Origin of the sequence: [Borrelia] turdi (genome assembly GCF_008828755.2) — a bacterium.
GTDB lineage: Bacteria > Spirochaetota > Spirochaetia > Borreliales > Borreliaceae > Borreliella > Borreliella turdi.
The window spans coordinates 1-14,039 of record NZ_QBLM01000009.1 but is presented as its reverse complement, the minus strand read 5'-3'; the positions used below and the strand labels follow the sequence as shown (position 1 = coordinate 14,039).

General features: G+C 23.4%; 12 protein-coding genes. 9 read left to right on the top strand and 3 right to left on the bottom strand.

What is annotated here, in order from left to right:
* Positions 1–198 precede the first annotated feature (198 nt).
* On the top strand, positions 199–789 hold the full coding sequence (locus DB318_RS05790) for a hypothetical protein (RefSeq protein WP_151074470.1): 591 nt from the start codon (positions 199–201) through the stop codon (positions 787–789).
* Between the two features lie 615 nt (positions 790–1,404).
* Here the strand turns inward: DB318_RS05790 and DB318_RS05785 are convergent.
* A complete protein-coding gene (locus DB318_RS05785; RefSeq protein ID WP_151074468.1) occupies positions 1,405–1,680 on the bottom strand; it encodes a hypothetical protein in 276 nt (91 codons plus the stop codon).
* Complete coding sequence (locus DB318_RS05780; RefSeq protein WP_151073952.1) at positions 1,671–2,411, bottom strand: ParA family protein; 741 nt, start codon at positions 2,409–2,411, stop codon at positions 1,671–1,673. Before DB318_RS05780 ends, DB318_RS05785 begins: the two co-directional genes overlap by 10 nt.
* A gap of 1,072 nt (positions 2,412–3,483) precedes the next feature.
* On the opposite strand from DB318_RS05780, the gene DB318_RS05775 reads away from it, so the two are divergent.
* Entirely contained in the window at positions 3,484–4,119 is a 636-nt protein-coding gene (locus DB318_RS05775; RefSeq protein ID WP_151074466.1) for a hypothetical protein, read from the top strand.
* An 838-nt stretch (positions 4,120–4,957) separates the two neighbouring features.
* On the top strand, positions 4,958–5,641 hold the full coding sequence (locus DB318_RS05770) for a hypothetical protein (protein ID WP_151074465.1): 684 nt from the start codon (positions 4,958–4,960) through the stop codon (positions 5,639–5,641).
* 146 nt (positions 5,642–5,787) lie between these two features.
* Here DB318_RS05770 and DB318_RS05765 read toward each other — a convergent pair whose 3' ends face one another.
* Positions 5,788–6,363, bottom strand: coding sequence for a hypothetical protein (locus DB318_RS05765; protein WP_151074464.1), 576 nt, complete (start codon positions 6,361–6,363; stop codon positions 5,788–5,790).
* 228 nt (positions 6,364–6,591) lie between these two features.
* Here DB318_RS05765 and DB318_RS05760 point away from each other — a divergent pair, with 228 nt between their 5' ends.
* The 6 genes from DB318_RS05760 to DB318_RS05730 all read left to right on the top strand — a co-directional run bounded on the left by DB318_RS05760 (position 6,592) and on the right by DB318_RS05730 (position 13,410).
* On the top strand, positions 6,592–7,545 hold the full coding sequence (locus DB318_RS05760) for a hypothetical protein (RefSeq protein WP_151074463.1): 954 nt from the start codon (positions 6,592–6,594) through the stop codon (positions 7,543–7,545).
* Positions 7,546–7,697: 152 nt separating this feature from the next.
* The gene (locus tag DB318_RS05755) at positions 7,698–8,024 is read left to right on the top strand and encodes a hypothetical protein (protein ID WP_151060873.1); all 327 of its coding nucleotides are present in this window, start codon (positions 7,698–7,700) and stop codon (positions 8,022–8,024) included.
* Between the two features lie 154 nt (positions 8,025–8,178).
* The gene (locus tag DB318_RS05750; protein WP_151074462.1) at positions 8,179–9,276 is read left to right on the top strand and encodes a plasmid maintenance protein; all 1,098 of its coding nucleotides are present in this window, start codon (positions 8,179–8,181) and stop codon (positions 9,274–9,276) included.
* A 1,863-nt stretch (positions 9,277–11,139) separates the two neighbouring features.
* A complete protein-coding gene (locus DB318_RS05745) occupies positions 11,140–11,337 on the top strand; it encodes a hypothetical protein (protein WP_151074461.1) in 198 nt (65 codons plus the stop codon).
* Positions 11,338–11,993: 656 nt separating this feature from the next.
* Positions 11,994–12,128 (top strand): hypothetical protein, encoded by a 135-nt coding sequence (locus tag DB318_RS06165; RefSeq protein ID WP_272872981.1) that lies wholly within the window; start codon positions 11,994–11,996, stop codon positions 12,126–12,128.
* A gap of 223 nt (positions 12,129–12,351) precedes the next feature.
* Positions 12,352–13,410 carry a ferrous iron transporter A gene (locus DB318_RS05730; protein WP_151074460.1) on the top strand — a complete coding sequence of 353 codons (1,059 nt, stop codon included), beginning with the start codon at positions 12,352–12,354 and terminating at the stop codon, positions 13,408–13,410.
* Positions 13,411–14,039 lie beyond the last annotated feature (629 nt).

Here is a 14,039-nt window from a genome sequence, read left to right as displayed (position 1 = left end):
CTAAGGCGGTTATTTTATTCTATTTGGAAGTAAATTGATATTTAAACTAAACAACTGTAAATTAATTTACAGTTGTTTAGTTTAAATATCAATTTACTTCCAAATAGAATAAAATAACCGCCTTAGCCTTTCATTTGACACATTGACTTTCTTATAGTAAACTACATACAACTATAAAAAGGGGGGGTAACAATAACAATGTTTATTGATGATAAAAATCAAGAATATTTTACTTTAAAAGAAATACAAATCATGCAAAATAAAAGCACAAAAAAAAATGCCATTTATATAAAGCTGCTTAGATTAGAAAAACAGGGGAAAATTATTCCCTATAAACCATCACAAAATATAAAGGCTTTCAAAAAATATGGTAAAAAGAGTATTAATTTATACCCCAAAGAACAAATTTTAAAATATTTTATAACGCCGGGCTCTTTAAAAAGCTACAATCCCAATAAATATTTCCCCAAATATAATCTATTAGAATTAGTCAAAAATGCTATAACGTTTGAAGAGTTTGCAATAAAAATATATAAAAATCCGATAATATTGCCTAGCAAGTCCTATTATTTTAAAATTTTAAAAAAAGCAAATCCCAATTATGTTTTAGATCTAGATCAATATGGCTTATTTAAAACATTGAATAAAGATTATATAGATAATATACTTATTATTTTTAATGCAAAACCTAGAGAAAAAAGAATCCCTATTAAATGGGATAAATTAAGTATAAAAAATAAAAAAAAAGAAACAAGAAAATTTTTGGGATGGAAACTTTTCAAAAAATAACATCGCTAAACCAATAATACAAAACTATCAATAAAAAATGGAATTTTTGCAGAATTGAGATAGACTGAAATTTATCAAAAATTAAGGGAGAATTAAAATTTTATGACAACAATAATAGTGTATTCATGCTTAACCATGTGTATAGTATATTTTCACATGCAACTAAAAACATTTTTTACAAAATTAATCGGATTTTGTAAAAAATGTTTTAATATTTTTTACTTATTAATAGAAATGTTAAAATTAATTTTTTATCTATTAATTACTAACAATAAATTTTATATATTTATTATAATATCAATAGCTTTAATTACAATTAATACAATAATTTAAGTTATTGTATTAATTGTAATTAGATGAGGAAAATTTTTATAAATGAAGTATTTTAATAAGCTGTTTACTAGCTGCAATATTTATTTTAAAACATTTCTATTTTATTTATGGGTTAGAATTATATAGCTTTAATAATAAAAGCTTTAAAATAAATTTGAAAATAAAATAATAATATATAGCAAATTATCAATAATTAAATATTTTCTCATTGCCAACCCTTATATTATTTAAACCCTTAAAGGACGTTAAAGCTTTAAATAATAATTTAACTGTAAAAAATTATTATTTATTAGAAGTTTCTATATATTCCATAATTAAAGATCTTATAAAACCAGAAGCTGTTAATCCCTTTTTATCTAAAATAGAATAAAATTCAACCCAATATTCATATTTCAGCCCTACACTTATTTGTTTGATTGTCATCTTTGATCTGCTGCCAGGCTTAACATTTGAGACCTTATTACCAATAACATCATTGTCAGCACGAAAAGCAAATTTAGATTTGCTAACATTTTGTTTAATAATTTCTTCTAAATCAACCTCTTTGCTTATAGGCATAAAGCATCCCCCAATCTTGAAAGCTCTAAAATAGACTTGCTCTCAGGATAATAATCAAAAATCGACTTTTTATATAGCTGAGATTCTGCTATTTTAGAATCTTGTCCAATCTCATAAAGATCATATCCAAAGGTTTTAAATTGCTCTAAGTGTAAATTATGTCTTTTAAAACTTTTATTAAGCATATTACAAACAATCTTCTCATGCTTAACCTTTTTTCTATAAGATTTTAACAAAGAATCAAACTCTTCCTTAAAAATATTAATTCCTTCAAGACTTAAAAATTCTAAAGTCACTGGAGTAACAACTTCACACATTGCAAGAATAATTCTTCGCTCCCAAAGCTCAAAACTGGGAGATAAGTCAAAAATAGCAAACTCAAATCCCAATTTTTCTAATTCTAAGCAAAAATCATCTATCAAATATGGAAAATCTTGCAATTTGTGTTGCACATCTCTCCTAAAGGTTCCGCTCGGCACACATGGTAAAATATAAAAATTTTTTTGTATTTGTTTTAATATTTGATCTATATCTACTTTCTTTAAAAGAGAATCTTTAATATCTGCCCTAAGAATTTCATGATTAAGAAACCATGTAGAAGAACTTCCTTGCTGTATATCACAATCAACTAATATAACTTTTTTTGTTTTAGATAAATAGCTTGAAATATTCCCGCTTAAGGTAGTTTTGCCAACACCACCTTTTTGAATATGAAATGCTATTTTTTTCATGCAAACTTCCTTTTAATTATTTTATATCATATATTAATTATTTTATATCATATATTAATTATTTTATATCATATATTAATTATTTTATATCATATATTAATTATTTTATATCATATATTAATTATTTTATATCATATATTAATTATTTTAATGCAAACTAACTTTAAAGGATTAAATTATTTTTAATCCTTTAACAGTGACGCTACTCTTTTATAAAATTTTCCAATGAATCAAGTCCGATCTAGTTTAAAAACGCTTAAAAGCAAAAAGAATGGTAGATGCTTTATATTTCCCCCTCTATAAAAACAGCAACTATAAAAATTAAGCTAATCTTCTAATTAAGCACAATATATTATAGCCAAAAATTTTGGACTTTAAATTTACCAAAATTAACTTTTTCTTACTAGAATAAACAAAAAATGAAAAACAAAAAACGAAATCTATATTTTTTATTTAAATCTTCAAAACCTTCAAATAATTTATAATTTTTAAAAACTTTTTATTATTTTCTTCACTTTTTACAAATAAATTATTTACTAATATATCCTAATTTAAGCTTTTATTAAGAAAAATAAAATAATAGTAAAAGAATATTTACTACATAATAAATTTAATATAAAGACCCTATCAATATTATAATGAACTTATTATTAAAAATTGCTTTATTATGAAATTTAAATTGTCTATATCTAAAAAACAATATTATTACCATATAATCATTAAAAAATCATGCTGCATTTACACAACAAATATAAAATCATCACAACACAGCTACCCCATAAAACAACACTAAAATAAAAGCCTTGATTATATTAAATAACAAAATTTCATTAACAAGCTCTTTAAATAGAAATTTAATCAATAAAAAGTCCTAAGAAATTTCTCTCTTAAGGACTTTTTATAAATGGTTAAAGGTTAAAGATAAGTTTAAATTTACAACAATTTAGGGAAAAAACAAAATTACAAATATTTTTTTATTTGTAATGTATATCAATTGATATATAATATTAATTGATATACATTACAATATTGTAGTATGCAAATCATAATAATATATTTTTAAAGGATAAAAATGCAAAAGGAAATACCAAGAAACTATAATGAATATGTAATTGGGGAAACAAAAGGAACTTTCTTTGGAAATTCCCAATATGAAGCTAATTATCGAGCAAAAATAAATGGCTTTATAATAGATTTTTTTAAAATTCCCATAAGTTTAAAGAACAAATATGCACTTAATATTAAAGCCCTTAGTGATCCTAATTCTTCATCCATAAATATCACAATGAATTGTATTAATACTTTTAAACTTATAGTTGACATTGTTAATATGCAAACTGGAGAAAATTACGATTATGATAAATTTATTACAGAAACAGAAACAGAAAAAATGCTTAAATATGGAACAAAAATAATTGCCGCACTAGCAAGACACTTCGACGAACAAAACAGAACTAACTTCAATGAAAGCTACTATGAATGGGAAAAAGGCTGGATAGATAAAAAATGGATAAATTATGAACCAACTGAAACAGAAATTAAAGAAATTCAGGCAATGAACCAAAAATTAAACCCTTTAAAGCTAAAATATAAAGAAAAAACCCTTAATAAAGGACAAATAAGGCTTTTAAAAGCCATCAATAAAATTGAAAGCCAATCACAACAACATCAAACTAAACCAAACAACAAAACTAAAAGGAAATCATAAAAAAACTAAAATTTAATACTTTTCATAAAAACACTATATTTTATTTATTATTATTAAATAATATTTACAAAATTAAAAAAATAAAATATTATATATATAAGGTAGAAAACGATCTACCAACAGTCCCCAACACCCCTATTAATCCTCTCCAAATAAGATTAGGGGTAGGGACTTCTTTTTTACTAAAAATTAAAACATTCAGTACCTAAACCAATAAGTTTATAGCAAATAGAAAAAATGAAAATCTAAAAAACATAAATTAAATAAAAATTAAATTCCTATTTAAATAGGAAGCATTAAATATCAATACGATAATTGATATTTAAATCATAAACTCTAAAAATAACTGTACATAATTAACCTTAGTGATAAATAAAATTTAATCTTAAATAGAATTAGAGTTTCTATGAAAAAATCTAATTCTATAAAAAAATTTTCAAAATACATGGGAATACTCAATTATTGAACTAATAATTGAGTATTAAATATTCTCCTTTTTTAAAATTAAAAGAATTTATTATCAATATTTACTTCATACCATACATTCTTTTAAATGAACCTCTTATTTTTAAGGGGTTTTCTTTTTATATGGGAAAAATCAAAAGTCAATTAAACTATTTGAAACAAAATTCTTGCTAAGCGAATATACAAACTTTTTAACTTATTTTAGTGAATAACTTTAATATCTGACACAAATCTATAAAAATATCGAAAGAAATTTTCCTTAAATAATCAATAAAAAATATTTATATAGCTAAAATTTTTATAAATTTCAGACTTAATAATCAAAACAGTTTACTAAAATTATTTAAGCCTGCTATCATATAATAAGTTCATAATGAAAAGTAAAGCTTTAATATTATTAATATTTTTGATTCAAAATTTAACAATATATTCTCAAAGCACAAACTATGAATTTAAACAAGCTAAAATTAAAAATATAAAAGGAATATTTATTAATTATAAAGTCTATATAACAGAAAATTTAGCAATTAATAATGTAAAAACCTTAAATCATATTTCAACATTTAAAATCAATCTTGCTGTTGACAAAAAAATTGCGGCTTCTATTAAAAATGAGCAAGATGTAATTAAAGCTGGAAATGAATGCGGAATCTTTTTAGAATTTCAAATTAATAACCGCATATATTATGCCAAATTTTCATCAATAAAATATATTTTAAAAGCAATTGAAAGTTTTACCAAAATAAAAAATACAATTAATAATTTAGAAATTAAAAGTCTTGAAGGCAATGGAATTTTTTTATATAAAAATGGCCTCTCATATAATTTAAAAACAGATTTTCAAGAAACAGCAATCTTTGTAAATTTTCTTGGCTTTAAAGATAATACCGGAAGGCCTTACTTCATCTTTTACTATGACAATATAGACAATAAAGATAAAAATTTAAAAACAATCTTAATTTCCTTTGAAGAGTTCCACAATGGAATAAGAGAGGGTCTATTCTTGCTGAGGAATGAAAAAGCTATACTGGAATTCATCAATCTTTCAAAAGATTGACACAATAAATAATATAAAAACAATTTTAAAGCCAATATTATCAAAAATTAATGTTAAAAAACTTATTCATACTAAATACTTTTAATTTATATCTTTCCCCTATAAAAGGATAGGTTAACTTGAGCTTAAAAAGTCTTAAGCTCAAGTTAACTCTCACTAAGTCTTTTAGCTTTTAAATTAAAATCGTCCAAAAATTTTTTAAAAGGTATCTTGCTAAAACTTACAACAACATCATTCATAAACGCATAAATTCTAAATGCCGCTATATTATCACCACCCAAAGCAACAAATTTCATAAATTCGCTTTCTGAAATACTAAATTTATAAATTTCTACCTTAATATTTTTTTCAGTAATCACTGTTGTATAATCATAGGGAAAATATGAATCATAAAAATCGTTATAATAAACAACACGTTTACTATTTTCTAAAACTAACTCACCTTTAGACTCAAACCTAGTATCTGTAATTATTTTTTCAAGCTTTATTTGACTAGAATTTCTAGACTCAACTTTGACTAAAATAAAATATTCCTTTTTATTTTTTAACTTATCATATCTAATAGAAATTACAGACCTAAATGTTCCATCTCTAGAATAATTTACCCCAATATCATATTGTGAATCTAATACTTGAGAAAACTTATCATAAGCTATTTGATAAGTTTGACAAGAAATTAAAAATATTAAAATAAAATTTTTTACAATAAATTTTGCATTCATCAAAACCTTCCTTTAGTTTATCTTATATTTATTTTTAAAAAATTACTCAAAATTAAAAAATTAAATAATATAATCAATTCAAATAAAAACATTCTAATTTTACAGCTTGAATTAAAATTAAAAAACCATTATTATTAGGTATTGTTCTAACAAAAACCAATTTAAAAGATTAGACTATATCTAATCCCAATTTTATATAAATTTCAAAGTGCATCTATAGGAGAAATTGTGTATACTGACCCACGGTCAATTATCAGTACTTACTTTGTAAAAAATAAAAAAATATTTATTATCAACCCTATAGCTTTTAAATTTGAACTTAATTTTGAAAAAACTATTCAAACAAACCTAAAAAAGAATATAACACTCAAAACATTTAAAGGTGGAATTATTAGTTTAAAATTAAAGTCAGATGAATTCTCTAAATTGCCAAAAGAAATTCTAAAAGAGAACCTTGAGTTTTATATTAACTATGTGAGTGAAGAAAGGCTTAAAATAGTTTACGATATGATGCCAGTTAAAGTCTATACGATTGATTTAAAAGCTAATAATAAAGATAAGATTTACCTAATTGGGCTTAAAATACTTGACTCTATTTATAGAAAAGAAAATATAGAAAATGCATTTATTCCTATTATAAAAAATAACAATACTTACCTTTTTGAAAACAAAGCAAACAACCAAAAAGTTAATTTACTCTTAAAAGGGATCAATAAAACCATTGAACTTCCTTTTTTAACAAAAATCAGCTATTCTAATATCAAAATTATCAATAACGCCAATATAAAAACTAGTGAAAATTTAAATGTAAGCATTAAAACAACAAATAGAATTTTATTAAATCTAAGCACAAAAATCTACGAAGAACTAATCTTGACAAATTCAAATCAAATAAAAACTATCAATAGTAAACAAAAAATTCTAAAAACGTTAAGATCTTTTATTGAAAATGAGAATGGATTAGGGGGCAAGATAAGATTAATCTTCTTAGAAAAAACAAATTTTTTGACCAAATATTTAAACTCAAATAGCCTGGACTTTATCTTAAATGACATCAATATTATACAAGAAAACAGTTGTATCAAAATTGATATCACTTTATTAGAAGATGAAATTGAAAAAAAATACTTAAACCAAACCACAAGTATAGCCCCATTTCTTAAAAATATCACCTTATTATAACTTTTTTTGGATAGACATAAATTACTGTAATAAGCCCTAGATATATCATCTAACACCTGTTGGCAAACAATCTACTAAAAGTATTCAACATATAACCTACCTCCTTGAAACTAACACATAATATATAATAAAATGAAATTAATGAGGTATTTATGTTAAGTATTAACGGCGTAAGGCTTTATTCTTTAAAAGAATTCCAAAATATATTAGAAGATTCTTATAATCTTTCAATTAGCAAAAATACTATATCTAAGAAATCAAAAATTTTAAAATGTGCAATTCATGTAGACAACCGCCCTTATCTTTTAGAAGATTTTTGTACATATTTTCTAATGGATTTTAGAAGGCCAAAGCCTATAACAAATAGCATGAAAGAAACAATTCAATTAAGAATTGAGCAAGCAAAAAAAATAATGTCCCGAAAATCTACAAAACATGAAATACAAACTGTTTCTAAACATATGGGTCATATTTTATAATCCATTATATTGACATTTCAAAACCATTATTATAGAATATGTTAAAAGCTAATTATTTTGTTTGTAACACAGTAAAAATTCAAAGTACAAGCTAAATAATTGAAAAAGCTTCTGAAACTACAACAAATTTCACTTCAGAAGCCAGGATAATATAATGATAATAAAAATAAAAAATAATGTCAATAAAAATTTTAATAATCTCATAACATTAGAAGAACTTATAAAAAACAACCAAAAAAACACAAGCTCTAATTTAATAAAATTAAAGTACTCAAGATTAAAATCATATTTAACTAAAAAAAGGGCAATATACCAAAGAATGCTAAAGGTATGTTGGGCAATTGAACTTAAAAATAAAGAATACTATAAATCTAACAAACTTAAAACATATTCTACAACAGAAATATATAATATAGTTAACAAATGTCTCGCAAAAGATAATCAAAAAACATCAATCAGGACCTTGGAATATGATATATCATTTTTAAATCAAGTACTATTAATAACAACTAAACTAAAACATTTAGGCAAAGATAATGGAAGCTTTGCATTTTATATACAAAATAAAAATCTTTGGAAACACCGTTTTACAGTTATTCAAGAAGCAATTAATAAAGAAATCGAAGAATATTTAAAAGATAAAAAAATAGTATCTGATTTTTCTAAAGAAATTGACAATACTAAAAACAAAAATAATATAAAACCTAGAAGCTCAATTGCAGATGAATCAATTGCAGATGTTATACCTAAAGGTATAAAAGATATATATAAGATAAAGAATTCTATAAGAAAAAAAGATAATAAAATACATAAAATTTCCTACAAAGAATATATCATAAGAAGGCTGGTGAAAATCCATAAAATAGAAAAACTTCAGATAACAAAAATACTAAAAATAAGCAATAATGAAAAAACATATGTAAATGCACTAAGAAACCTAAGTTTAGCAATAGAAAAATATAAAAAAGAATATAAAATTGAAGATATTTCAAATCATTTTATAAAAGAGTTTAAAAATAAATACAGTAAAAAAATATGGATGATGAATGGAAAAACTGATAAAATAAACGACTTTAATGAAATCTGGGAAACAAGATTCAAAAGAACGTTTTTAAATAAAAGCTTAGAAGAAAATTATTATAATGATCATGTAAAAGATAAAAAAAATATTTTTAATAACAAAAAAAAAATAAGTCTGACTTTCTCTAACCATAAAGGGATTAAAAAAATAAGCAAAATTAAAATTAATTGAAAATTATTCATTTTCAATATGCTAACAATTTATAAATAAAAATTTCTTCAACTTAATAGGTGTATTTCGGATTAAATGTATTTATAAATATACAAAAGCCCCCATAATAATATAAGAGTTTCGATTATATCTTTTCAAGATATAATTACACGTTATATGAAAAGCTTTTTGTTAGATATTTACTTATTTTGAAAAATTATACATTGCTATAGAAAAACATATTAAAAGCTACAATTTTTATAAAAACCAGTCTTTAGTTCAGCTACAAGATGTAGACTCTTCTTAGTACAACAACTTCTTTAAGTATGATTACTAAAAATAGTAATAATGAGAAAGAAAGTAATATTTAAACAGAATTTTTAAAAAAACAAAACTCAAGCAACAATAATAATAAGAAAGATATTTCTAATTTATGAAACTTTAATACCTAAAATGACTTATTGACCCATGGATAAACCAGTAGTTAATAAAAACGAAAATTTAGATCCGTCTGACGAACAATATTGTTAGTAGTCCTTAATAGGACCCAAAAACAAGCTTTTATATTCTTTAAATGCATATTTAAAAATAAAGAATATTTTAAAAAAATTTAGAGCAATCAAGAAAAGATTATTTAGAAAATTTAAAGAAAGATCCCTGAAATCCTAACCCACAAAAATAAGCTTAATTGGAAAATTAACTGTAATTATGATGATAGTAAAATAAAAAATTATTTTTACTCAAACTTAAAGTTAACTGTTTATTATATATAGTTCCTGAAAAAGGTCCATATAATGAACACTATTATTAAATAATAAGTTTCTTAAAATAAAATAATTTTATATCTATTTAAGGAAAGCGGTGTTACTTTTTTATTCCATTAACCCTAACTTAACATCTGTCAGACAATACTACATTATATAATCCCCTAATTGAAAAAACCATTTTGTCTCCTATTGTCCCCAAACACTTCCTAAACCTTAAGCTTTCTTTCTAAAAGTTTTAGTAAGAAAGTCTTCTAGCTTAACTAAAGATTCGATTGCTTTTGCACTTACTGCAAAAGCAATCGAATCTTTTATCTTTTTATTTGCTTTTTTAAATCAATCACCTTATCATTAGCTTTGTCTGCTTTTTCTTTTTTTTTATACATCGAGGCTTTTAACCCCCTTCACAAGATATTATTACAACACTTATTATTAAAAATAAAAATCATTCCTCATATTGTCTTTTTCATACCTAATTATTTTTTTTCTTTTTCCCTTTTTTCTTTATTTTTAATTTATACTGATAAGATAATTAATAAACTTTGGCTAATTTAAACCCATCTTATTTTACTGATCTTATAGAAAAAGAATTAGTAGAAGTTTCCACTGCAATAGCTTCATATTGTATTTTTGAATGTGCTTATTGTTTAGCAAGATAGTTTTAAGGATACTTTTTAAGTATAAGATAATGATTTTTGTATTAATAAGAAGCCTATATGTGCAATTTCATAGGAATAGCAATAAGTTTATGCTCTATTATAGCTATGAATATATAAACATTCTAGAAAAAGAAGATATGAAAAAAAATATTTTGACAATAATATTGATGTTGGTAAGTTTATTATCATGCAATACTAGGTAAATCTTAATGAATTAATGGGCAAAATAAAAGAAAAGTATGTAGAAAAAAAAAGAAGCTAAGAAAGATTTAGACTTTATAGGAAAAACCCAAGAAGGCAGAGAAGCTATTGAACAACATATTAGAGAAAGAAAAAACGAATTGCAAACTGTTAGTACAGGACCCGTCAATGTAGAGAGTTTGGCTATTTTAAATCCCCCCCCCCTTATTACTTTCAAGAAAAAATAGAGATAAAGGAAGAAGAATTAGTTTCAAGTATTGATGAAGAAAAGAAAGCAGAAAAATCAATTTTTAGAATTTACTGAATTAGTTGGTGACGTGCATAAACTTGAAAACGAATTTAAACAATTAAAAACTTCTTTCTCTAATATGCCTGAAACGATGGGAATCAAGAAAGAGATAAAAGAAATTATTCAAAAAGAAGTAAAATTTGTCCTAGTAAATTTTAAGAGACAATAGAATATATTAAGAATTTTTTCTTAAAATTGAATTATATGGGTAAGACTGGAAAATAAAAGATTTAACAAAAAATATTTAAACGATTATTATCTTTAAAATATATACCAGTAAAAAACAGTATAAGAACATAAATGACATAACTATCTATAATATTTTTAACCTTTTTTGATTATTTTAAATATTACCTTTTTTTTTGTTAATTTATAACCAACTTATTCCCTTACTAATAGAAGCATTCTTCTTTCTTTAATGTAAGTAAATATCCTAAAACTACCCCATCAATAGCAGATATACTTAAAGTATTTGTATTTTATTAAATTAAAGTTTTAAAGTTTGGATTTTATAGTTTTTTATATGAAAACATAAAAAATGAATAATTTTAAGAAACTAGTAAATAAAGATAAGCTGAAGTTAAGGTAAGAATAAATGTGAAACAAAAAATGAAATGTTTTAAAGAGTTAATAGATCTTCTTAATAATAAGTCATTATATTCTTCTTTTAATAAGAAAGAGGGAAGATTATTTCATTTCTCTTTATTTATAATGAAAATAAGATAAAAAATTTTGTAGAAATTCTTAAAAATAGAATCAGATAGCATAAAATATGGTTTGTAAACATAAAATGCCATATTAATGCAATTGGATTTTAAAGAAGTTATGAATGGATTAGAAGAGAATAAAGAAAAACCCAATCAATTAGATCTTTATGATTTAAGAGGATTAAAAACAAAGCTTGAAGATTTTTGCAATAAAAAATTAATAGTACATCTTAAGAAAAAATTAAAAATCTAATTATAGTTGAAATTCTAAAAATGAGATCGGCATATAATATGTCAAGTTATCTTCCTATTTGTATTTAGATTAAATGAAAATACTATTAATAGTAAAATTAGCTTAGTATTTTGTGAATTAAAATTGTAATAATTTTGTCTCTTTTAATAAGAATAGTTTGTTAATTTTTGGGATCCTAGTTAAAATGATCTAAAGTTAGTATTAACTTTAAAGGAGAGGAAGCATGAAAGTTCAAAGTAAATATTTAGCTTTGGGATTACTTTTTGGTTTTATCAGTTGTGATTTATTTATGAGAGATAAAATGAAAGAGGAATCTCTTGATTTGTTTAATGAGGGAAGCTCTATTTTAGATGCTGGTGGCAAAGAATCTATTAAAAAGTATATTAACAATCAAGATAAAGACAAGGTTAATAGAAAGAAAGGCAAAGATAAAGTTGTTAAAAAAAACCCGCCTACTCATAGTATAAAGATGGAGCCTACCAATAATAGTAATTTATTACAAAAAAATATAATGTCAGAAAAAGAAAATTTAAAAATTGAGCTATTAAGAGAACAGCCTGAGCCTAGAAAAGAAAAAATACAAAAACAACAAGGGGTACATAAAGGGATGACTCAAGGAAGTTTAAGTTCCCTTAAAGGTGAAAGTAGTAAATTGAGGGAGGAGACTATTCAAAGCAATGCAATTGATTTTACTATAAATTCTTATCAAACTATTTCAGGCTCAAACTCTATTTCATCAATATATGAAATAGAGGAAGAAGATTATGATAAGTATTCTTATCTAGAAGAAGATTATGAATATAATGATGAATATAATGAAGAAGTAAGATTAAGCAATCGATATGAATCTTATCTAGAAGGCGTTAAATATAATGTAGATTCAGCAATTAAAACAATTGTTAAGATATATAATAATTATACATTGCTTTCAATAAAGCAAGCCCAAATGTATTCTACACGACTTGACTACCTTACTAAAGGCAAGGCTAAAGAAGAGGCTAAAAAGTTTACAAAAGTAAAGCTTGAAAAAGATCTTAATGCCCTATTAACTTATATTCAAGTGAGTGCAAAGACCGCAACAAATTTTGTATACGCAAGAGAAGTATATGCAGGAAAGATATTAAATAGCATTGAAACAGGAATAAAAAATTTAATTTCAAAGGTCAAAGAAAAATCTAATTCATACGAAGCATATAAAGCAATAATAAGTTCAATCTTATCAATAAAAGATTCTCTTAAAAGAGTGCAAAGTGTCATTGATAATAATGGTGTTTGGTACTAATACTTAATATTATTTGAATTTGAAACAGGTTGCAAAAGTATGTAGCTTGTTTCAAATTCAAATAAAGAAAGTCCTAGTTTAATATTGTTTAAAACATTGTTACTGGTACTACTAAAATATCAGAAACACTTAAAAAGTTGCTAAGCAAAAATTTAAAAAGCTTGGGGGATTTGAAGTCAAAATTAGAAAAATTTTCTATAGCTAAGACCAATTTTGGAAACATTTACAAAGTCTTGAGTAAAAAGTGCTTAGATTGCTAGTAAAAATTTCAAATCTATTTCAAACTTTCTTGATTATGCAAATTTTCAATCCAATGGCCTAAAAAATTTAGAAGAAACATAAAACATATTAAAGAAACCTCTTTGGCGCCGTTAAAAATTAGCATAAACTTTCTTAGTTACAATGGAGAACATGTTTTCATCTATCTTGTATCCACTTTGCGACTGACAACCCTACATATTTATTCCAACACTAGTTTATATCAATAGCAAATATTAGAAGTATACTAAAGAAATATAATTTATTACTTTTCAACTTTTTTGGAAAGCGCTACAACTTTTGTTAAAGTAAGAAGAAATTTTACTTGTCATGGTCACAATTTTTTTAAAAGTTTAATTATTGGATTGAGT